We start from the raw sequence: 22,076 nt of genomic DNA on the forward strand, positions 1-22,076 counted from the left end.
ATCCTGTGTAAACGCAGTAGCTGTGAGGTCTTCGCGAGCAAGCTCGCTCCTACAGTCGGTACAGGGCATTGGCCAGGGCGATGTCTTCCAGGCCCAGGCCAATGGAGCGGAAAAACACGTGACGATCGTAGTCCGGGCGCTGGGCCATGTCGCTGAACAACTCGGGCAGGTCGCCGACAATTGTGCGTTTGTCCCAGCCGTGCTGTTCGCTGGCGATCAGCATCTCACCGGCCGAATCCGGGGTGGTCTGGCGGTAGTCGCAGAACACGTGCATCTGGTTGAGGCAGTGCGGCGGCACTTCATGGGCGCGTGGCGCGTTGGTGCTGATGGAGGTGATCAACGCGGGTTTGCTCAAGCGTGACGGGTCGATGACCGGGCCAGCGGACGAGGTGCACAGCAGGACCACATCTGCGTCTTCAAGGGCGGCCTCGCAGGTGGCGGCGAGGGTCAGGCGCGGGTCCAGGCAGGCCAACTGCGCGCGTGTTTCGGCGCTGGCGCTGTCCAGGCTCGGTGAGTACAGGCAGATTTGCTGCCAGTCGCGTAGGTTCTGCACATAACGCAGGTGCGCTTGGGCGACCTTGCCGCTGCCGATAATCGCCAAACGTTGCGCCGCCGCCGGAGCCAGCGCATCCACCGCCAAGGCCGTGGTGGCGGCGGTGCGTGCGGTGGTCAATTCAGCGGCATCGCACAACAGCAACGGCTGGCCGCTGTGCATCGACATCAACAGGGTCCAGGCCGTCACCAACGGGCCTTGCTCACGCACGATGTAGGGCGAAGTCTTGACCCCGTACACCCCGTCTTCGGCCAATACGCCCAAGTAGTTGATGAAATCCCCGGCACCCTGGGGAAACTCCACCAATTGTTGCGCCGGCTGCACCGCGTGCCCGGCGGCGAGGTCGCGGAACAGCTTGCGCAGGATCAACGGCACGTCGACTTGAGCCAGCAAGGTACGGGCCTGGGCTTGGTCGATAACGAGGGGCGTCGTGGACATGGGGTTCTCCGTATAAACTAATTTGTCCATTATGGACATTTAGTTTTTATCCGCAATAACCCGAGGGAAAAATGAGATCAATGTGGGAGCCATGAAGATCAGATGTGGGAGCTGGCTTGCCTGCGATGGCGTTAGTACAGCAGCAAATGCAATGACTGACACACCGCCTTCGCAGGCAAGCCCGCTCCCACAGTTTTAACCGCGTTTAGGCAGTGGCCTTGGTGCCGGTCAGGCACTCGATGGAGCGATCTACGGTGGTTTTTGCAATTTCCAGCAAATGCCACACCGCCAGGATCTTCGCCCGCTCAGGGCTTTGCAGCAGCTCGCCGCAATCCAGCGCCGTGGCAGAGGCACTGTCGAGCAGGCTGGCGGTGTAGAGCAGGGCGTCCTCGAAACTCAGGTCTTCGTTGACACAGTGGAAGCCTTGGGTAGGCAGGTAATGGTCGATGGCGCGGTTGAAGGCGGCGCGGTCTTTTGCGGGATCGATGGGTGGGTCTGGTAGTACTTTATTCATGGTATAGCTCCGGAATGTTCATGGAGCCGACACGCTTCGCGACTAAACGTAGGGTGGCGGCTGTACGCAGGTTAGTCGACCGGTCCAGAGCATCCGGCGCACCCGAGGGCGCCCCGCGCACAGCCACCATAAAAACGTCATGGGACCAAACGCTTGCTCGAATCCGGGCGACTAAACCCGATCACTGATTTGGCAGTGACGGACCGCAGACTAGCCACCGATTCCAGCAGGCACAAGGCGGCAAGGATTGTCTAGGAAACGTCCTGCAATTTAAAGGGACACGCCTTGCTGGCCCTTTACAAACCATGACCAAATGCCACTAACCCACGCTGCAATACGATCAATGTGGCTTGCCTGCAATCGCCGCTAACCACGATGCGAAGCGAGCCGCTCTTGATCTTGATCTGCTTTTGATCTTAAGCGCCCCGTCAAACCACGCTGGCCGGAATTCGACAGTGATTTGGGGGGTAAACCGGCAGGGATGCCGGTTTAGCCGCCCCGCGCCATGGATGGCGCGTGGCGGCGGCCCCCCAAATCACTGGCGGATTACGGGCACACCGAGCCTAGGCGAGGTGCCGAGTGGTGGGGCAAGAGCCTTTTGCTTACTTTTGGGCTCTTTTCAAAAGTGAGCCGCTGTCAGAGCGGAACCCTAGGTGGCCGTTACCGCAGGAATGGATATGCACACAATTCAACTGTGTTGACTGCCAGGCCGCCTTCGCAGGCAAGCCAGCTCCCACAGTTTGACCGTGGGGTGTCAGGTAGATGGAGATCAGCTGTCAGGCCGTTATTGCAGGCAAGCCAGCTCCCACAGGTAATCGATGATGTTCTGGCGGACGAGTTATCGCCTGCCCGAGCGCGTGCTCACATCCACCCACACCGCCAGCACCAAAATGCTGCCCTTGACGATCATCTGCCAGTAGCTGTCCACATCCAGCATCGACATGCCGTTATCCAAACTGGTAATCACCAACGCGCCCAGCAGCGCGCCATACACCGTGCCCGACCCACCGCGCATCGAAGTGCCGCCAATAAAGCACGCGGCGATGGCGTCGAGTTCGCCCATGTTACCCGCCGACGGTGAGCCCGCCGCGAGGCGCGCGGTGTTGACCAGGCCGGCGAGGGCGCACATCACGCCCATGATGCCGAAGATCCACAGTTTCACCGCTTGCACATTGATGCCCGACAGCCGCGTGGCCTCCATATTGCTGCCCACCGCATACACCCGGCGGCCGAACACAGTCTGGTGCGTGACATAGCTGAACACCCCCAGCAGCGCCAGCAACAGCAGCACCGGCACGGGGATGCCGTCGTAGCGGTTGAGGGTGGTGACAAAGCCTGCGAGCACCGCGCCAATCAGCACCACGCGCAGTGCATCGCGCAGCCGTGAATGCGCGGCCAACCCATGCAGCGCACGGTTGCGCCGTTGTTTCCAGGTGAGGAACAGTGTCAGGGCAAACAACAATACGCCAAGCCCGATGCCGACGTTGTGGGGCAAATACCCCTGGCCCACATACACCAGCGACGGCGACACCGGCGCAATGGTGGTGCCGCCGGTAATCCCCAGCAGAATCCCGCGAAACGCCAACATTCCGCCCAGGCCGACGATGAACGAGGGGATGCGCAGGTAAGCGGTCATGTAGCCGTTGGCCAAGCCGATCATCAAGCCGCACAGCGCCACCAGGCTCAGGTTGGCCAATAGCGGCACGTGATAGACCACATCCAGAATCGCCGCCAGCCCGCCCAACAGTCCGAGCAACGAGCCCACCGACAAGTCGATCTCGCCGCTGATAATCACCAGCACCATGCCGCACGCCAATATCCCGGTGATCGACATCTGCCGCAGCAGGTTGGAGAGGTTGCGCGGGGTGAGAAAACCACCCTCGGTCTGCCAACTGAAAAACAACCAGATGAACGCCACGGCGATCACCAGCGCGAGCATCTTGTAGCGGGTAAAAAGGTGTTTGACCTGATTCATCTACGCGGTCTTCCGATTGTTATTGTTTTGGCTGAGCGCAGCGGCGAGCACCTGTTCCTGGGTGAGCCCGTCATTGATGAAATCCCCGCGCAACTGGCCGTCACCAATTACCAGTACGCGGTTGGACACTCCGAGCACTTCGGCCAATTCCGAGGACACCATGATGATCGACACGCCTTCGGCCGCCAGTGCGCCCATCAGTTTGTAGATCTCGTACTTGGCCCCAACGTCCACGCCACGTGTAGGTTCGTCGAGGATCAGCACCTTGGGCTTGGTCATCAGCATTTTCGCCAGCACGGCCTTTTGCTGGTTGCCGCCTGAGAGGCTGGTGATCGGCAGCGACGGGCTGGCGGTCTTGAGGTGCATGCGGCTGATTTGCTGGTCGATGCTGCCCAGTTCGGCTTCGGCGTTGATGCGGGTCAGGTGCGCGTAGGTGTCCAGCACCGCCAGGGTGATGTTCTGGCCCACGCCCAGGTCGGGGATGATGCCTTGGCGCTTGCGATCTTCGGGCACCATGCACAGCCCCGCGCGGATCGACTTGAGCGGCGTGCGCGTGTCGATCACCTGACCCTCCAGCCACACCTCGGCGCTGTAGCGCCCGGGGTAGGCACCGAACAACGCCGAGACCAACTCCGTGCGCCCGGCCCCCACCAAGCCGGCGATGCCAAGGATTTCACCGAGCCTGAGCACGAAGGAGATGTCGTCGACGCGCTTGCGCTTGGGGTTGTCGACGTCGTAGCAGGTGACGTTACGAGCTTCAAAGATAACTTCGCCCACCTCATGGGGCTCGGTGGGGTAGAGGTTGCTCATTTCGCGGCCGACCATCTGCGTGATGATCCGGGGGATGTCCATGTCTGCCATGGCGGTGGTCGCGATGTGCTTGCCGTCGCGAATTACTGCAATGGTGTCGCACACCGCCGCCACTTCATCGAGCTTGTGCGAGATATACACACAGGCCACACCCTTGGCCTTGAGGCCCCGGATAATGTCCAGCAGCACCTCGATTTCGCCACGGGTCAGGGCCGAGGAGGGCTCGTCAAGAATCAACAGGCGCGCCTGTTTGTTCAGCGCCTTGGCGATCTCCACCAATTGCTGGTAGCCGCCGCCATACTGCGACACCGGCAGCGCCACATTCATGTCCGGCACCTTGAGTTCACGCATCAACGCCTCGGCGCGGTGCAACATCGCCGGGTAGTTCATGCGCCCACCGGGCAGGGTCAGTTCGTGGCCCATGAAAATGTTCTCGGCCACCGACAGGTCGGGCACCAGGGTCAGTTCCTGATGAATGATGACAATCCCGGCGGCCTCGGTTTCGCGGATGGACTGGGCCTTGAGCGGCTGCCCATCCCAGACGATTTCCCCCTCCCAGGTGCCGTGCGGGTAGACCGCCGACAGCACCTTCATCAAGGTGGATTTACCCGCACCGTTTTCACCGCACAGGCCCACACACTCCCCAGGTTTGACCTTGATGTCGATGCCGTTAAGGGCGTTGACACCGCCAAAGCGTTTGACGATGCCGTTCATTTGCAGCAGGTAATCGGCGGCCACGGTCATTGCCCGGCGATCTGCTCTTTGGTGTAGAAACCGTCCTTTTCCAACAGGTCGATGTTGGCTTTGGTCAACGGCGTCGGCGTAAGCAGGATGGTGTCGACCTTCTTGCTGCCATTGTCGTATTGCGAGCTGTATGTCGGCTGTTCGCTGCGTGCCAACTGCACCGAAAGTTTGGCCGCTTCGGTGGCGATCAGCTTGAGCGGTTTGTACACGGTCATGGTCTGGGTGCCATCGATCACGCGCTTGATCGCCGCGAGGTCAGCGTCCTGGCCGGAGATCGGTACCTTGCCCGCCAGTTTCTGCGCGGCCAGGGCCTGGATCGCACCGCCGGCGGTGGCGTCGTTGGAGGCGACGATGGCGTCGATCTTGTTGTCGTTACGGGTCAGGGCGTTTTCGACAATGCTCAAGGCCTCGGTGGGGTTCCATTCCTTGACCCATTGCTGGCCGACGATCTTGATATCGCCTTTGTCGATGGCCGGTTGCAGCACCTTCATCTGACCTTCGCGCAGCACCTTGGCGTTGTTGTCCGTCGGCGCGCCGCCCAGCAGGAAGTAATTGCCCTTGGGCGCCGCTTGCAACACGCCGCTGGCCTGCATCTCGCCGACTTTTTCGTTATCGAAGGAAATATAGGCGTCGACGTCGGCATTGAGGATCAGGCGATCATAGGACACCACCTTGATCCCGGCCTTCTTGGCTTCAGCCACTGCGTTGGTCAGCACCGTGGCGTTGAACGGCACGATCACGATCACATCGACGCCACGGGAGATGAGGTTTTCGATCTGGGCAATCTGCTTCTGTTCGTTGGCATCGGCAGACTGCACGAACACCTTGGCATCGAGCTTTTGCGCGGCGGCGACAAAGTAATCACGGTCACGAGACCAGCGCTCCAGGCGCAGGTCGTCGATGGAAAAACCGATTTTGGGGTGCGCAGGGTCGGCCATCACCGGCAGGGCGAGCAGTGCCAGGGCTGCGGCGAGCAGGGCAGGTTTGAATGACTTCATGGTGGTGCGTCCTTTTATTGTTGTTGGAAAGACACAGCGTGGTGCGGGTTGAACTGTAGAGCGTCACTCGACGCTCTGTGCAGAGATTTGTCGTGCAAATGTCACCGATAGATAAACCGATTCACAACGCCTTCAAGCATCTCCTGGCGCCCACTCACCGCCTGTGGGTCCAGCGCGTTGGCAAAGGCATGTTCAGCCAATGACTCCAGGCTGAACTCACCGGCCAACACCGCCTGGCCCAATGGTTGGCTCCAGCCGGCATAGCGCTGGTCCTTGAACTGCTGCAAGCGGTCGTCCTGCACCATCGCCGCCGCACGCTCCAACGCCAGGGCCAGCACATCCATGGCGGCGACATGCCCATGGAACAGGTCCACCTCGTCGAGGCTCTGGCGGCGCACCTTGGAATCGAAGTTATAGCCGCCGTTCTTGAACCCGCCCGCCTTGAGGATTTCATAGGTGGCCAGGGTCATCTCCTCGACGCTATTGGGGAACTGGTCGGTGTCCCAACCGTTCTGCGGGTCGCCGCGGTTGGCGTCGATGCTGCCGAAGATCCCCAACGACACGGCGGTGGCGATCTCATGATGAAAACTGTGCCCGGCCAGCGTCGCGTGGTTGGCCTCGATGTTCACTTTGATTTCGTGTTCCAGGCCGTACTCATGCAGGAAGCCGAACACGGTGGCGCTGTCGTAATCGTATTGGTGCTTGGTCGGCTCCTGGGGCTTGGGCTCGATCAACAGGTCACCCGTAAAGCCGATCTTGTGCTTGTGCTCCACCACCATGCGCATAAAACGCCCGAGCTGTTCGCGCTCGCGCTTGAGGTCGGTGTTGAGCAAGGTTTCATAACCCTCACGACCACCCCACAACACATAGTTGGCGCCCTTGAGCCGCAGCGTGGCATTCATTGCACTGAACACCTGGGCGGCGGCGAAGGCGAACACCTCTGGGTCTGGGTTGCTCGCCGCCCCGGCGGCAAAACGCGGGTTGCTGAAGCAATTGGCAGTGCCCCACAGCAGCTTGATGCCGGTCTGTTCCTGATGGCGCTCCAAGTGGTCGACCATCTGCGCGAAGTGGTTGCGGTACTCCTTGAGCGAGCTGCCTTCGGGCGCCACATCGGTGTCGTGAAAGCTGTAGTAGTCGATGCCCAGCTTGGAAAAAAACTCAAACGCCGCCTCGGCCTTGCCGATCGCCACCTCCATCGGATCGCCACTGCGCTGCCACGGGCGCTTGAACGTCCCCATCCCAAACATATCCGCCCCCGGCCACACAAAGGTATGCCAGTAACAAGCCGCCATGCGCAGGTGCTCCCGCATGGGCTTGCCGAGGATCAGCTTGTTGGCGTCGTAGTGACGAAACGCGAGGGCAGAGGTGCTGGCAGGGCCTTCGAAGCGCACCTTCTCGACACCGGGGAAGTACGGCATGGGGTTTTCCTTATTGTTCTGAGCGGTGTCTGGATACTAGCAATGGCACCTGGGAGGCTGATTATGAAAATCACCAAGGTGTAGTGCGATTTTGAGTGGTGAGGGTTAGTCTGTCCCTACCGGCCTAAGGACAAAAACAATGAAAACCCTACCGCCCGTTCACCGCATCGCCTTGCTGTTCAACGGCAGCAAAATCTACGACCGCGGCATCATCGCCGGCATTGGCAATTACCTGAGCAGCACCCGCGCATCCTGGGACCTGTTCCTGGAAGAAGACTTCCTCTGCCGCCTGCGCGGTATCGAGCGTTGGCAGGGGGACGGCATCATTGCCGACTTCGATGACCCGCTGATTGGCGAGGCGCTGGCCGGCAGTCGGCTTCCAGTGGTGGCGGTGGGTGGCTCTTATGAGGATGTCAGCAAGTACCCCAAGGGCATTCCTTATGTGGCCACCGATAACCATGCCCTGATGAAGCTGGCCTACGAGCATCTGGTGGAGGCGGGGTTGACGCGGTTTGCCTGTTTCAGCCTGCCCGAAGCCCAGGCCAATCGGTGGGCCCAGGAGCGTGAGAAAGCTTTTCGCCGCTTGATGCAGCGCGATGGCTTGCAGGTAGAGGTGTATCGCGGCCTGGGCACCAGTGCGCCGTTGTGGGACAGCGCGGTGGAGCAGCAGATTGCCTGGCTGCACAGTTTGCCCAAGCCTATCGGCATCATCGCGGTGACCGATGCCCGCGCTCGGCAATTGCTGCAAGCCTGCCTGACGGCGGGTATTGCGGTGCCGGAGGAGGTGGCGTTGATCGGCATCGACAACGACCCGCTGACCCGTACCCTCACGCGGGTGCCGCTCAGTTCGGTGATCCAGGGCACCGAGACCATGGGCCGCACCGCTGCGGCGCTGTTGCATCAGATGCTGCACGGCAAACCCTGCACGGGCACGCAGGTGCTGGTGCCGCCGGACGCCATCAACGTGCAGGCCTCCAGCCTGCATCAACCCCTGGGCAATCCTTACGTGATGCAGGCCTTGTTGTTTATCCGCCAGTACGCCTGCCAGGGCATCAAGACCGATCAGGTCGCGGCTTATGTCGGTGTTTCCCGCTCGTCCCTGGAAGCGCATTTTCGCAAGGCCCGCGGCTGCAGCGTGCATGATGAGATTCTGCGCTTCAAACTTGCCGCTGCCGCCAAAGGCCTGGAAAACCACAGCCTTGCGATTGCCGACATTGCTGCACGCTGTGGCTTCACCTCTGCGCAGTACCTGCATACGGTGTTTCGCCGCGAATTTGGCTGTACGCCGCGTCAGTATCAGCAGGGCACGAACTAGAACACCGCTTTGACCTGCAAGCCCAGCACCAGCGCATTGTCGATGCTCTCCCCGGAAAAAGCCCCCGGCTCGATGATGTATTGCACATCCGGGCGCAAGGTCAGCCAAGGCGTGGCCTGGTAGCCATAACTGAGCTCGATCAGCTGTTCGGCCGTGTCCAGGTCGGGATAGGCCGTGCCGGTGTTGAACGCTGCCAGCTCCTGTACATCACGGCTGCGCGGGTTCGGCACCGCGCGGCCATAGCCCAGGGCGACGGTATCGCGCGGGCGACCCTCGAACGGCTTGTACAGCACCACGCCTGCGCCATACCACTTGGTGAACGGCGAGGCCGCTTGGCTGGCGGCAGAGTACTGGCCGAAGGCGTGCAAGCTACGGCCTTGGGATGATTGTGAGGCCCACACAGCCTGGTCGATCAAGAGGTAGTGACCGCCGCGCCCGCTGACGTCCTTGTTGCTGCCAATGCGTTTTACATCGGAACTGTCGTAGTAATACCCGAGCTTGTATTCACCGGGCAGTGCGCCCGCATGCTTGTAGATAAGCTCGATGGGCACCACGGTGCCGGTGGTGTGCTTGGGTCCCAGGTGCCAGGCACGGCTGGAGTTGCCGTTGCTGGACGGGTCGACATTGAACGCCGCCACGCGCAGCTGCCAGTTGGGCGAAAAGTCGTACTTCAACCGGGCACCGAGGTGCGCATTCGGGTAGTTGGCCCAGCCACTGCCGCCGGACATGTTCAGCGGATGCCCGCAGAAGCCGGCGTTCATGAAGTTGCACAGGATGCCGCTGTCCAGACCGCCGAGGTCATTGCCCATGGCCATATAGCCCAGCTTGAGGTTCAGCGCCGGGGTGAACAGCGTGCGCTCGTAGCTCAGTTCGGTGAGGCGCGTGTAGAGGCCACCGTAGTTTTCCTGGATCGGCAGGCGGTTGCCCACCAGGTCCTCGGAGGCGCTGTTGCCGCGTCGGTCGTTGATGGTCAGCTGGATGCGGTCGCCGTTGGTAAAACCGTAGAGCTTGCCCAGGTCGAACTGCACGCCGAGCTTGACGTTTTGCGAGTAGCGCGCCGAACGATGCTGGCCGCCGTGGGCGTTGTAGGCGGCCTCGCCGCTGTAGTCACCGGTAAAGCGCACACCTTGCGCGTCGAGTTCGCGGCGCAGGCCGCCCCAGTCGCCGGTCAGGGTGGTGTCGTCGGCTTGAACGGGCAGGGCGGCCGCAAAGGCCAGGCCCAGCGCCAGGCGCCAGGCGGTATGAGGAGTAGGGGTCATGGGGGATCTTTCCAAACACAAAGCGCGGTGCCGGAGCACCGCGCGAACAGAGGGCGGTTACGGCAGGGCGTAGGCGATCACGTAGTCGCCACGGTCGGTGGACTGGCGTGCGCCGCCGGCGGTGACAACGATGTATTGCTTGCCGGTTTTCGGCGACACGTAGGTCATCGGCCCACCCTGGCTGCCGACGGGCAGGCGGGCTTTCCAGATTTCATCGCCATTGCCGCTGTTGAAGGCGCGCAGGTAGAAGTCCTGGGTGCCGGCAATAAAGATCAGGCCGCCTTGGGTGGACAGCGTACCGCCCAGGGTCGGCAGGCCCACCTTGATCGGCAGGTGCATGCGGATACCCAGGGGGCCGGTGTCTTCAACGGTGCCCACCGGTACTTGCCAGGCGACCTTTTGCGTCTTCATGTCGATGGCGGTCAAGGTACCGAACGGCGGCGCCTGGCACGGAATGCCGGCCACCGACAGGAAGCGGTTTTTGTTCACCGCATACGGCGTACCCTTGAGCGGCACGGCGCCCATGCCGGTGTTCAGCGCTTCACCACCGGAAGAGGCCTGGGCCTTGTTCTGCGACGGTATCATCTGGATCCACAGGCCCAGGCGCATGTCGTTGACGAAGATAAAGCCGTGCACCGGGTCGGTGGAAATGCTGCCCCAGTTCATGCCGCCCAGGGAACCCGGGAAACTCAGGGATTTATCGGTGCCCGGCGCGGTGTACAGGCCGTCGTAGCGCATGCCCTTGAAGTCGATGCGGCACAGCAACTGGTCATACGGCGTCGCGCCCCACATGTCCGATTCGGTCAGGGTTTGCGCGCCGATCTGCGGCATGCCCACGGATTTCGGCTGGGTGAGGGAATACGGCTCGTTGGGAATGTTCGCGGCTTTGACCGGAACTTCCTGCACGTCCGTCAGCGGCTTGCCCGTGGCGCGGTCGAGCACATAGATCTGCCCGGCCTTGGTGCCGATGACTACGGCGGGTACAGCCTTGTCGCTGCCTGGCGGGGTGAAGTCGATCAGGCTGGGCTGCATCGGCAGGTCGAAGTCCCAGAGGTCGTTGTGGACCGTCTGGTACACCCACTTCTCGGCACCGGTGGAGGCGTCGAGTGCCAGCACCGAAGCACCGTATTTGTGGTTGAGCTGGGTGCGCTCCACACCGTAGATATCGGTGGACGAGCTGCCCATCGGCAGGAAGACCGTGTTCATCAGCGGGTCGTAAGACATCGGCGCCCAGCTGTTCGGGGTGCTGCGCACGTAGGTGGCGTCGCCCGTCGGAGCCTGCTTGTCTTCAGGGTTGCCTGGGTCGAACGCCCAGCGCATTTGACCCGTGATCACGTCAAAGCCACGGATCACGCCACCGGGCATATCGGTCTGCACGTTGTCTGCCACGCGACCGCCGACCACCACGGTGGTGCCGGCCATCAGCGGCGCCGAGGACAGTTGATAGTAGCTGTCCGGCACATTGCCCAGGCCGGCCTTGAGGTCCACCTGACCATGGGTGCCAAAGTCTTCGCAGAACTTGCCGGTGTCGGCGTCTACGGCGATCAGGCGTGCATCAATGGTGTTGGTCAGCAGGCGACGCTGGCACTGCGCACCGACAGGCACGCTGGCGGTCAGGATCGGCGAGCTGTTGGGCTGGGTCGGCTGGGCAATCGGCGCGCTGGCGTCGAAATACGCCATGCCCCGGCAACGCTGCCACACTGCCGACTTGGCGTTGACTTCGTTTTTCCACAGTTCTTTGCCGGTGTCGGCATCCAACGCGATCAGGTTGTTGTGCGGGGTGCAGATAAACACTTTGTTGCCGACCTGCAGGGGCGTCAGCTGGTCTTCGGCACCGTTGCCGTCGCTGATGGCCACGTCGCCGGTGTGGTAGGTCCAGGCGACTTTGAGCTTGTCGATGTTGTCGCGGTTGATCTGGTCCAGCGCGGCGAAACGGCTGCCACCTTCGGTATTACCGTAGTGGGCCCAATCTTTCTGCGCATCGGCCGCCGCCACCGGGGTCATGCCCGGGCCTGCACCGGTGGGCGCAACGCTTGGGTGCGCGACAAACATATTGCCCGCCGCCACCGCCACGCCCAGTGCCAACACGGCGGCGACGCCATAGGCACCCCGCGCCGGTTTGCCGGCCAGCAATGGATACACCAGCGCCACAACCACGCCAATCACCGCAAACATGAACAGTCGCGAGAACAGCGGCCAGTATTCCAGGCCCACGTCGGCCACCGCCCACACGGCAGTAGCCACTAGAAACGCGGCGAACAACCAGGCGCCGGCAGGCTTGCAGCGGGCAATCAACAGCCCGGAAATGGCCATGGCCACGCCGCCGAGCAGGAAGTACCAGGAGCCTCCCAGGCTGACCAGTTTGGCGCCGCCGACGGCCAGCGCAAGGCCGAGCAGGGCGATGACGACGCCCAGGCCCAGGAGTAAGAATCTAGAGACGCCAGCGGCGCGCGATGCTCGTTTCATGTCGAATGGACTCGAGTGAGAGAGGGCAAAGACGCGATTTTAGCAAGATAAGTAACCAGTTAGTACATTTGAGTCCTGCAATAGACTGTTGCAGGTACTGCGATGATGGCGCGGCCCTCTTCTGAAGGGGTCAGTAGGTAGCCCAGACAATCGACAAACCTCTGTGGCGAGGGAGCAAGCTCCCTCGCCACGGCATCAGAACTTGAAGCGCCCCACCAGCCCATTGAGCTGGCCGGAAATATCCGTCAGCCGCCCTGAACCGGTCTGCGCCGAATGCGCAAAGCCTTCCACCAACTGCGCGTCGGCGTGGATCTGCGCGATATGCCGGTTGATCTCTTCGGCCACCTGGTGCTGCTCTTCGGCGGCGGTGGCGATCTGGGTGTTCTGGTCGCGAATCGAGTCCACCGAACCACGGATCTTGTCGAAGCTGTCGCGGGCCTGCTGGATGCGCTCCACGCTGGTGTTGGACACCAGCAAGCTGCCTTGCATCTGCTGGGTGACTTCCTGGGTGCGGCGGGCGAGGTTGCCCAGCAGGCTGTCGATTTCGCCGGTGGAGTCGGCGGTGCGACGCGCCAGTGCACGCACTTCATCGGCGACCACCGCAAAGCCGCGGCCCTGGTCGCCAGCGCGGGCAGCTTCGATCGCGGCGTTGAGCGCCAGCAGGTTGGTCTGTTCGGCAATCGAACGAATGGTGTCGAGGATGGTGTTGATGTTCTGGCTGTCTTGCTCGAGCAACTGCATGGTCTGTGTGGATTTTTGCAGGTCTTCGCTGAGCTTGAGCACGCTGCCGGTGGCTTCGCCGATGTGCTGCTGGCCGGTGTGCACGTCGCGATAGCCCTCATCGGCACTCGTGGCGGCGGCGCTGCATGAGCGCGCGACTTCGTTGGCGGTGGCGACCATCTCGTTGAACGCAGTGCTCACCAGTTCCACGGCTTCGCGCTGGCGGCCGGCGGCCTGGTTCATATTGTTGGCCACGGCGCTGGTGTCGGCGGCGGCGGTTTGCAGGTCTGAGGAGGCGTTGCCGATGCGCTGCACCAGTTGCGCGATCATGCTCAGGAACTGGTTGAACCAGCCGGCCAGGCTAGCGGTTTCGTCCTTGCCTTGCACTTTGAGCTGGCGCGTGAGGTCGCCTTCACCTTCGGCGATTTCCTGCAGGCCGTCGGCCACACCGCGAATCGGACGCACGATCACACGGGCGAAACTGGCACCGACGATTGCGAACACCACGGCCAGTACGGCGGCGATCGCAGCGATCAACCACGTCAGGCGGGTGGCGCCCGCCATCACTTCGTCACGCTTGATCAGGCCGATAAAGCGCCAGCCCAAGTCTTTGGAACTGACCACGTTAGCCATGTAGGCCACGCCATCGATGCTCACTTCGGTCACGCCATCGCCGTGCTTGGCCAGTTCGGCGTAGTTCGCGCCCAGGCCCGCCAGGGGCTTGAAATTGTGCGTGGCATCGCTGGGGTCCACCAGCACGTTGCCGTCGGCTTCCACCAGCATCAGGTAGCCGCTGTCGCCCAGCTTGATGGTGCGCACCAGCTCGGTGAGTTGCTTGAGCGACACGTCCAGGCCAACCACCCCAAGGACGTTACCCGTGGCATCCGCGACGGTGCGCACGGTGCCGATCAGCACCACATCGTCCGGGGCCCAGTAGTAGGCGCCTGTGCGCACGGTCTTGCCTGGCGCTGCGATGGCGGCCTGGTACCAGGGGCGGGTGCGCGGGTCGTATTGCGTCAGTTTGGCGTCGTCTGGCCAACTGGCGTAGCCGCCATCGCTCAGTCCCAGGGACAGGTAGGCGGTGCTGGGGTGGCTTTTGGCGAACTGATCGAAAATCGCCAGCAGCTCTGTGTTGGTCGGCGTAAGCGGGATTTGCGCGGCATCGGCGCCGGCATAGCTTTTGAGGTTCTTGGCCGCGATCACGCGCGGGTCCTTGGCGACGAAGTCGACATTCTGGCTGATGCCGTCGAAAAACTGCTGCATGCCATTGTCGATCTGGCGGATCTCGCGGCCGCTGCTGTCGAGGAAGTTGGCCAGCGCACCCTCGCGCAGATTCAGCACCACGATAATGGCGACCAGGATGACCGGCACGCACGCGATGGCCGCAAACGCCCATGTCAGCTTCTGCTTGATATTCATGACTTCACCCGCGGGTATTTATAGTTTTGGCAAGGGGAGAAAAATTAGTGCTGCGTGTCGCAGGCGTTTTTGTGAGAGGCGAGGCCATGCGTACCCTCGGTATATCGGCCGAGGGAGTTGGCACTTGAGCAGGGGGAATCAGGCGATCGGGTCACCGACCAGGGCATCGCGGCGCATCGACTGCAGGTTCTTCTCGATGGTTTCGCAGATGCTTTCCATCTGGATCTGGTGTTCGCTGGAATTGAACGGGCTTTGCAGGTCGGTGCCGATGCGTTCGATGGCCAGCAGCATGAAGCCCACGACTGTGGAAGCCAGCGGCGTGAACCAACCGAGGGATTCCACCAGGCCCACCGGTACGATCAGGCAGAACAGCGAAATGAATAGCCGCGGGAAGTACACGTAAGGGTAGGGCAGTGGCGTGTTGGCAATCCGCTCCATGCCGCCCTGGGCGTTGGAGAGGTCCACCAGGGTCGACTCCAACCGCGCCAGGCGGATGCTGTCCAGGCGCCCGGCCTGGTATTCGCGCGCCAGCAACGAGGCTGAGCCGGTGAGGATGTCATTGGCGAAGTTATTGGTGGCGCCGTTGCGCGCAAATTCTTCGGCGGGGATAAAGGCTCGCACTTCCTCCGGGCACGGCTGGCCCTTGAGGTGCGCAGCCAGGCAGTTGACGTAAGCCACGTGACGGCGCAACAGCGTCGACTTCACCGGGTTCACCTCACCGGGGGCGTCATCGAGCAGGGTCAACACTTGCCGGGCAAAACTGCGCGAGTTGTTGACCATCGCACCCCACAGCGTGCGTGCTTCCCACCAGCGGTTATAGGCGCTGCTGTTGCGAAAACTGATCAGCACCACCAGTGCCGAGCCGAGCAAGGTCAGGGGCATCAGCGGCAAATTGATCTTGGCGGTGAGAAACAGCATGAAATCCACCGTCACCGCCACATCCCACAACAACAGCCAGAACAACGCCCAGCCCACATAGCCCATGGTCTTGATGATCAGGCGGTATTTCTTCAGAAGGGCAGCTTTCAAACGAGAACCTCGCGGCGGGCGGTTGGCAACAATCCCCTGTTACGACGCCGTCGAGGAAGGAAGGTTCGCAGTGTGCTGAATCGATTAGTCCTCTAACCGCCAGGCGGAGAGAATGTAACCAAAGGTTGCGCGTAAGTGTGTGCTACGCGGCATTTGACGGTGGAACAACTTTGGTACTGATGACGTCTTGTCCGGCAATCGCTGTACATTGCGTTCGAGGCAAAAAGCCATTAATGGCAGGAATTTTGAAGTGATTTGTTTTGGGGCCGGGCTGCAGGGATTTCGTAGCTGAGATCAGTGGCATCAAGTTGGATGATCAGGGCTCTTTCATGCGTGTCAGTTCGTTGAAGTTGGCTATGTGTAATACCGCGCAAGCGCTCGAACGTCATAAGGATTTTGAATCGTGCATGAGAGCGCATTATCACGTGCTGCTCGTGCCCTATTCGAAACGACCGTTTTTCTACAAGAGTGCCCTTAAATACAGCCGCTTGATGGTGTCGTTTGCATTATTGAGCCAATACTTTTCCACACCGCTGCCGTTGTTGGCAGAAGTTAAAGCCTTGTGCGTAACGCGCAAATACTGTTCGAAAAACAGCCTGGAATCGATTTTTTTGCTATTCCGGGCCCTGGGTTTCATGGAGGTTGCGCCGCACCCCGAAGACAGTCGCTTCAGGGTGTATGCACCCTCGGATGAAGCCTGCCGCGAAGCGCGGTTGATGCTCACCGCCCTCACGGAGTCGTTGGCGCTGCTCTACCCCGAACGGGAAGTGTTCCGGCAGATGCGTGACTTGGATGACCGTGAGTTCCTGGCGCTCTTTTTCAAAGGTTTTGCCATGATTCTCGCGGCCGAGTTGACGGTGGATGTCTTGCTGCCCGAATGTTATTGGCTGGTGAAACGCGATGCCGGCCATCTGTTGATGCTGGCGATCTACAACGATGCCTTTGCCCCTGAGAACGACCGCGCCACCTTCCGGTCGTCTTCCTACCTGGCCTTGGCCAAGCAACTTTCCGTGTCCAAGACCCACATTATCCGTATGGTGCAGGAGGGGGTCGAAAAGGGTTATTTCAAAGCCCACTCCAAAACCCGGCTGGAAGTTCTGCCACCCTTTGCCAGCCTGGTAAAGCGGTTCATGGCCTTTTCATTTGCGATGGGCCTGCATGCTATTGAGATGGGAGCGTAAGGATGCCTGCTAACTTGAAGTTGCGGCCCAGAATGCGCAGTTTGTTGTCACCTGCGGTGACCCAAGCCGAATGGGTCGGGATTATTGCCTGGGTCGGCATGCTCCTGATTCCTGCGGCCCTGAAGTTGGATTTTTATATGTTGGCCGTCACGGTGGGCCTGCTGATTGTTTGCCGGGTACATGCCACCACCACGAACTTTCTGCTCTGGCGAGTGCTGGGAGTCACCTATATGGTGTTGTTGTCCGTCGGCTTCGCTTATCTGATTCATATGCACGCAGAGTTGCGTATCTATGGCTTGCCGTTGGCGGTGACCCTGGTGGTGGGCAGTGCAATCTTGTTTATCAGTGTCCAGGATTATCTGGCCGATGCGCTATTGATCTGGCTGATCCTGTGGCCGCCCATGCAGGCGGATATATACGCCGGCACCGAGGTGTATTTGCTGCTGTTCTGCGCGGCGTCGGTGTCCATCGGGTTTATCTTGAGTTATTCCTACTTGAAGAACCTGCGTTCGGTATTGCTGGTGGAAAGCGAGTTTCGCGCCTTGGCCGAGACCGACTACCTGACGTCCATCCTCAACCGGCGCGCCTTTATGCAGAGCTTCGAGAAGTTGCTCGGTGGGGAGCGGGGCGGCTACTTCATCATGTTGGATATCGACAGTTTCAAGGAAAAAAACGACCTGTATGGCCACGACGTGGGGGACAAGATTCTGCGCGCCATGGCGCTGTGCCTGAAAAACGCCAAGGGCAGCCACAGCTTCGGACGGATCGGCGGGGAAGAGTTCGGCGTGTTATTGCAGGGCGACGATGTGGAGGTGGCCTGTGATTATGCCCTGGACTTGTTGCAGGCGATCCGCAGCAGCGTGCCTGCGCCCCACCATTACACCTGCAGTGCGGGGATGGCGCGTTTTTCGCCAGGCGACGAGTTGTCGGCCGTACTCAAGATGGCGGACAAGAACCTGTACGGCGCCAAGCGCAATGGCAAGGATTGTGTGCACCTGGACGGCGCATTGCTACAGGCGGTCTTGTCCTGACGCGTGCCGTCTAGTGCTGTGACAGAACGCTCGCCAGCAACCCAGGGAAGCGGCTTTCCAGCTCGTCACGGCGCAACGAGTTCATATGGGTGGTGCCCACATTGCGCGTGTGCACCAGGCCGGCATCGCGCAATACCCGGAAGTGATGGGACATGCTGGACTTGGGCCGCCCCCCGTCGAGTTCGCCACAGGTGGCCTCTGGCACGTTGGCCAGGTAGCGCACGATGTCCAGGCGCACGGGGTCGCTCAAGGCGTACAGCACACGCTCAAGCGTCAGTTCTTGGGGGGTAGGGTGTTTGAAGGCTCGCATGGGGCGGATCATAACAGGGGGGTAGCGTTCAATACCATAGTTCGATTACCATCGAACTATCGAATCACCCACCCCTTCCTGGAGTTCTCAATGTCGGCTTTGTTCGAACCGTTCAAACTCAAAGATGTGACCTTGCGCAATCGCATTGCTATCCCCCCGATGTGCCAATACATGGCCGAAGACGGCATGGTCAACGACTGGCACCACGTCCACCTGGCCGGCATGGCCCGTGGCGGTGCCGGCCTGCTGGTGGTCGAGGCCACCGCGGTCGCCCCTGAAGGACGCATCACCCCAGGCTGCGCTGGGATCTGGAGCGACGCCCACGCCCAGGCATTCGTGCCCATGGTCAAAGCCATCAAGGCCGCAGGTTCGGTGCCGGGCATCCAGATCGCCCACGCCGGTCGCAAAGCCAGTGCCAATCGCCCCTGGGAAGGTGATGACCACATCCCGGCCTCTGATGCCCGTAGCTGGGAAACCATCGCGCCGTCGGCCATTGCGTTCGGTGCCAACCTGCCCAACGTACCGCGTGCCATGACCCTGGAAGACATCGCCCGTGTGCAGCAGGACTTCGTCGACGCGGCCCGTCGCGCCCGCGATGCCGGTTTTGAATGGATCGAACTGCACTTCGCCCACGGTTACCTGGGCCAGAGCTTTTTCTCCGAGCATTCCAACCAGCGTACCGATGCCTACGGTGGCAGCTTCGACAACCGCAGCCGCTTCCTCCTCGAAACCCTGGCTGCGGTGCGTGAAGTCTGGCCGGAAAACCTGCCGCTCACCGCCCGGTTCGGCGTGATCGAATACGACGGTCGTGATGAGCAGACCCTCACCGAGTCCATTGAACTGGCGCGCCGTTTCAAGGACGGGGGCCTGGACCTGTTGAGCGTCAGCGTCGGCTTTACCATTCCTGACACCAACATCCCATGGGGCCCGGCCTTCATGGGCCCGATTGCCGAGCGAGTGCGCCGTGAAGCCGGTATTCCGGTGACCTCGGCCTGGGGCTTCGGCACGCCGCAACTGGCCCAAGGCGCTTTGCAGGCCGGGCACCTGGACCTGGTTTCGGTAGGGCGTGCGCATCTGGCCGACCCGCATTGGGCCTACTTTGCTGCCAAGGAGCTGGGCGTGGACAAGTCCTCCTGGACCTTGCCGGCGCCTTACGCGCATTGGCTGGAACGCTATCGCTGAGGTACGCCTGCGCGTTGCATGAGCCACTCGATTGAGTGGCTTTTTTTCGCCTGTCGCTTTTCGCGACCTACGCGGTGAAAAATAACAAATGAGAATCGATGTCAAACGAGAATCCGCTGATATATGATGCGCCGCGAATTCTTGGCAGGTTTGCCGTCCCATCTGGCTCATTCACTAGGTTCTACACCCATGCGTCGTACCCTGATTTCCATCTGTGTGCTCCAGGCGTTTTCCCCCTTCGCGTGGGCAGAGCAGGCACCTGCCGAGAACGCCAGTATCGAGCTGCAAGCGACCAATGTCACCGCCACCGCGGACCTTGAGTCGGCCCAAGGCCCCGTGCAGGGCTACCACGCCACACGTTCAGCCAGTGCGACGCGCACCGACACCGCCATTCATGAAACTCCACAGTCCATCAGCGTAGTGTCCAAGGACGTGGTCGAAGACCTCGGTGCAACGCGCCTGCAGGATGCCCTCGATTACGCGGGCGGCGTGGGCCGCGCCAACAATTTCGGCGGCCAGGGCCTGACTACCTTTACCGTGCGCGGCTTCACCACCGGTGAGTTCTACCGCAACGGTTTCCCGATCAACCGCGGTTACCCGAACATGCCGGACGCCAACACCATCGAGCGTCTTGAAGTGCTGCGCGGCCCCGCGACCATGCTCTACGGCCGTGGCGACCCAGGTGGCACCTTCAACGTGGTGTCCAAGCAGCCGCTGGCCGAACGCACCGTCACCCTGGGCAGCCAGCTCAATGACCAGGGCATGAAGCGCGGTACCCTGGATGCCTCCGGCCCGCTGGACGAGGAAGGCCGCCTGGCCTATCGCCTGAACGTGGTGGGCGAGGGCGGCGACACCTTCCGCGATCACGTCGAGACGGAACGCTACGGCGTGACGCCGGTGATCACCTGGCAGGCCACCGATGACACCAAGGTGACCTTCGAAGGCGATTTCATGCGCAACAACCACCCGCTGGACCGCGGCCTGACGCGTTTCCCCAACCAGCGTGGCACCCCCTCGCGCGATACGTTCTGGGGCGACAAGGATGCCGGCAAGCTGCACAACGACAACAACATGGCGCAGTTGCGTTTCGAGCACGTGCTTAACGACAACTGGACCCTGGGCGGCGGTTTTCAATGGTTGGACGGCAGCCTGAAGGGCAACGCCATTGAGGCCAATGGGCCGGGTAGCCTGGGCGCCGATGGCCAGACCCTGCAACGCAACTTCAACTACCGCAAGCTGGAATGGACCGACAAGGACTATCAGCTCAACCTGACCGGGCACTTCTCCACCGGCGGGTTCGATCACACCTTGCTTACCGGTATCGAGTACGAGGATTACGACTATAAGTCGATCATTCAACGTTCAAGCGACGAGGTGGGCACTTACCCGGTCGACATCTTCAACCCTGTGTACGGCCAAACGCGTCCGGCGCTGACCCGAACGCCGACCCACGATAAGGAAAACCTCAAGACCTACGCCGCCTTCGTACAGGACCAGGTCGCCCTCACTGAACGGCTGAAAGTACTGGCCGGTGCCCGCTTCGAGCGTTTCGAGCATGACTACCAGAACTATGTAGGTAAAAGCTGGCAGGCCGCCGATAACGCCGTCACCCCGCGCGTGGGTGTGATCTACGACCTCACCGACACCGTCGCGGTCTATGCTGACGCCGCACGTTCGTTCAAACCCAACGCCAGCGCCAGCCGCGAAGGCGGTGGTTTTGCGCCGGAGAAGGGCAAGTCCTACGAGATGGGCCTCAAGTGGGAGGCGCTGGACCGGCAGTTGAGCGTGGATGCGGCGATCTATCAGATCGAGAAGAAAAACGTGCTGACCCCCGATCCGGTGGACAGTGCCTTTAATGTCGCGGCCGGCCAAGTGCGCAGTCGTGGATTTGACCTGAACGTTGCAGGCAACCTCACGCCCGAATGGCGCGTGATCGGCGGTTACGCCTATGTAGATGCCGAAGTCACCCGTGATAACACTCTGCGCTCCGGCACTCGCTTGATGAACATCCCGCGCAACAGCTTCAGCCTGCTCAACGTCTACGAGTTCCAGGACGGCGCGCTCAAAGGCCTGGGCCTGGGCGCCGGCGGCAAGTACGTCGACCAGCGCGCCGGCCAGACCGCCAATACGGCATTCTCCATGGACGCCTATACCGTGGTCGACCTGCTCGGTTACTACAAGGTCAATGAGCGTGTGCGCTTGAACCTCGATGTGAAGAACCTGTTCAACCGTGAATATGAAGAGGGCGCGTTCGGCAATATCTACGCTTACCCTGGTGCACCGCGAACTGTGCAGGTGGGCATCGCCTACACCCTGTGATGAACAGCTGCGGTACCACGCAGGGCCTGTGGCGAGGGAGCTTGCTCCCGCCACGGCGCCTATCTACCTGACGCCCCGCGTTCCAACTGTGGGAGCTGGCTTGCCTGCGAAGACGGCCTGCCAGCCGACGCATTTCTACCTGACGCCCCGCAATCCAACTGTGGGAGCTGGCTTGCCTGCGATGGCGGCCTGCCAGCCGACACAGGGTGTCAGACCGAGTATATATCCATTCCTGCGGTAACGGCTGCTCAGGGTTCCGCTTTTACAGCCAGCCCTTTCAAGGTCTTTTCGTCTTGGCAGCCTTGATTATCCGGTCCGTTGAAACATGCGCATTCACCGCGGTGCCTTTAACCCATGTTTTGGGCTTGGGTACCTTGGGGCCACGGGGGCTTTTC

At 61.2% G+C, this 22,076-nt stretch carries 15 protein-coding genes and 2 pseudogenes; 5 read left to right on the plus strand and 12 right to left on the minus strand.

The window, feature by feature from the left end:
• Positions 1 to 49: 49 nt before the first annotated feature.
• The 6 genes from JMV15_RS22570 to xylA all read right to left on the minus strand — a co-directional run bounded on the left by JMV15_RS22570 (position 50) and on the right by xylA (position 7,450).
• Entirely contained in the window at positions 50 to 991 is a 942-nt protein-coding gene (locus tag JMV15_RS22570; RefSeq protein WP_038449792.1) for an ornithine cyclodeaminase family protein, read from the minus strand.
• A 205-nt stretch (positions 992 to 1,196) separates the two neighbouring features.
• The gene (locus JMV15_RS22575; RefSeq protein WP_003190524.1) at positions 1,197 to 1,505 is read right to left on the minus strand and encodes a DUF6124 family protein; all 309 of its coding nucleotides are present in this window, start codon (positions 1,503 to 1,505) and stop codon (positions 1,197 to 1,199) included.
• Between the two features lie 838 nt (positions 1,506 to 2,343).
• Positions 2,344 to 3,480 (minus strand): sugar ABC transporter permease, encoded by a 1,137-nt coding sequence (locus tag JMV15_RS22580; protein WP_014718057.1) that lies wholly within the window; start codon positions 3,478 to 3,480, stop codon positions 2,344 to 2,346.
• The gene (gene xylG, locus JMV15_RS22585) at positions 3,481 to 5,034 is read right to left on the minus strand and encodes a D-xylose ABC transporter ATP-binding protein (protein ID WP_038449795.1); all 1,554 of its coding nucleotides are present in this window, start codon (positions 5,032 to 5,034) and stop codon (positions 3,481 to 3,483) included.
• Positions 5,031 to 6,032, minus strand: a complete 1,002-nt coding sequence (gene xylF / locus JMV15_RS22590; RefSeq protein ID WP_019817280.1) for a D-xylose ABC transporter substrate-binding protein — start codon at positions 6,030 to 6,032, stop codon at positions 5,031 to 5,033. Before xylF ends, xylG begins: the two co-directional genes overlap by 4 nt.
• Before the next feature lie 101 nt (positions 6,033 to 6,133).
• Positions 6,134 to 7,450: a xylose isomerase gene (xylA, locus tag JMV15_RS22595; RefSeq protein WP_014718060.1), complete on the minus strand. Its 1,317-nt coding sequence runs from the start codon at positions 7,448 to 7,450 to the stop codon at positions 6,134 to 6,136.
• Between the two features lie 139 nt (positions 7,451 to 7,589).
• On the opposite strand from xylA, the gene JMV15_RS22600 reads away from it, so the two are divergent.
• On the plus strand, positions 7,590 to 8,765 hold the full coding sequence (locus JMV15_RS22600; protein ID WP_020302070.1) for a XylR family transcriptional regulator: 1,176 nt from the start codon (positions 7,590 to 7,592) through the stop codon (positions 8,763 to 8,765).
• Here JMV15_RS22600 and JMV15_RS22605 read toward each other — a convergent pair.
• The 5 genes and pseudogenes from JMV15_RS22605 to JMV15_RS22620 all read right to left on the minus strand — a co-directional run bounded on the left by JMV15_RS22605 (position 8,762) and on the right by JMV15_RS22620 (position 15,658).
• Positions 8,762 to 10,024 (minus strand): carbohydrate porin, encoded by a 1,263-nt coding sequence (locus JMV15_RS22605; RefSeq protein ID WP_038449799.1) that lies wholly within the window; start codon positions 10,022 to 10,024, stop codon positions 8,762 to 8,764. The two genes, JMV15_RS22600 and JMV15_RS22605, sit on opposite strands and share 4 nt — an antisense overlap.
• A gap of 57 nt (positions 10,025 to 10,081) precedes the next feature.
• Positions 10,082 to 12,490, minus strand: coding sequence for a glucose/quinate/shikimate family membrane-bound PQQ-dependent dehydrogenase (locus JMV15_RS22610; protein ID WP_019817284.1), 2,409 nt, complete (start codon positions 12,488 to 12,490; stop codon positions 10,082 to 10,084).
• Between the two features lie 195 nt (positions 12,491 to 12,685).
• Positions 12,686 to 13,222, minus strand: a pseudogene (locus JMV15_RS28795) (methyl-accepting chemotaxis protein); the annotation flags it as partial.
• A 327-nt stretch (positions 13,223 to 13,549) separates the two neighbouring features.
• Positions 13,550 to 14,629, minus strand: a pseudogene (locus tag JMV15_RS28800) (HAMP domain-containing protein); the annotation flags it as partial.
• 138 nt (positions 14,630 to 14,767) lie between these two features.
• Positions 14,768 to 15,658, minus strand: coding sequence for a bestrophin family protein (locus JMV15_RS22620; RefSeq protein WP_003190542.1), 891 nt, complete (start codon positions 15,656 to 15,658; stop codon positions 14,768 to 14,770).
• A gap of 329 nt (positions 15,659 to 15,987) precedes the next feature.
• Here JMV15_RS22620 and JMV15_RS22625 point away from each other — a divergent pair, with 329 nt between their 5' ends.
• Positions 15,988 to 16,839 carry a hypothetical protein gene (locus JMV15_RS22625; protein ID WP_201491922.1) on the plus strand — a complete coding sequence of 284 codons (852 nt, stop codon included), beginning with the start codon at positions 15,988 to 15,990 and terminating at the stop codon, positions 16,837 to 16,839.
• Between the two features lie 2 nt (positions 16,840 to 16,841).
• The gene (locus tag JMV15_RS22630) at positions 16,842 to 17,870 is read left to right on the plus strand and encodes a GGDEF domain-containing protein (RefSeq protein WP_014718066.1); all 1,029 of its coding nucleotides are present in this window, start codon (positions 16,842 to 16,844) and stop codon (positions 17,868 to 17,870) included.
• A gap of 10 nt (positions 17,871 to 17,880) precedes the next feature.
• On the opposite strand, the gene JMV15_RS22635 is transcribed toward JMV15_RS22630, so the two are convergent.
• Entirely contained in the window at positions 17,881 to 18,180 is a 300-nt protein-coding gene (locus tag JMV15_RS22635; protein ID WP_003190545.1) for an ArsR/SmtB family transcription factor, read from the minus strand.
• A gap of 90 nt (positions 18,181 to 18,270) precedes the next feature.
• Between JMV15_RS22635 and JMV15_RS22640 the strand changes: the two genes are divergently transcribed.
• Both JMV15_RS22640 and JMV15_RS22645 read left to right on the plus strand, forming a co-directional pair.
• Complete coding sequence (locus JMV15_RS22640) at positions 18,271 to 19,362, plus strand: NADH:flavin oxidoreductase/NADH oxidase (protein WP_014718067.1); 1,092 nt, start codon at positions 18,271 to 18,273, stop codon at positions 19,360 to 19,362.
• A 189-nt stretch (positions 19,363 to 19,551) separates the two neighbouring features.
• Entirely contained in the window at positions 19,552 to 21,681 is a 2,130-nt protein-coding gene (locus JMV15_RS22645) for a TonB-dependent siderophore receptor (RefSeq protein WP_032903511.1), read from the plus strand.
• Positions 21,682 to 22,076 lie beyond the last annotated feature (395 nt).

This window comes from Pseudomonas paracarnis, assembly GCF_904063055.1.
GTDB classification, from domain to species: Bacteria; Pseudomonadota; Gammaproteobacteria; order Pseudomonadales; family Pseudomonadaceae; genus Aquipseudomonas; species Aquipseudomonas paracarnis.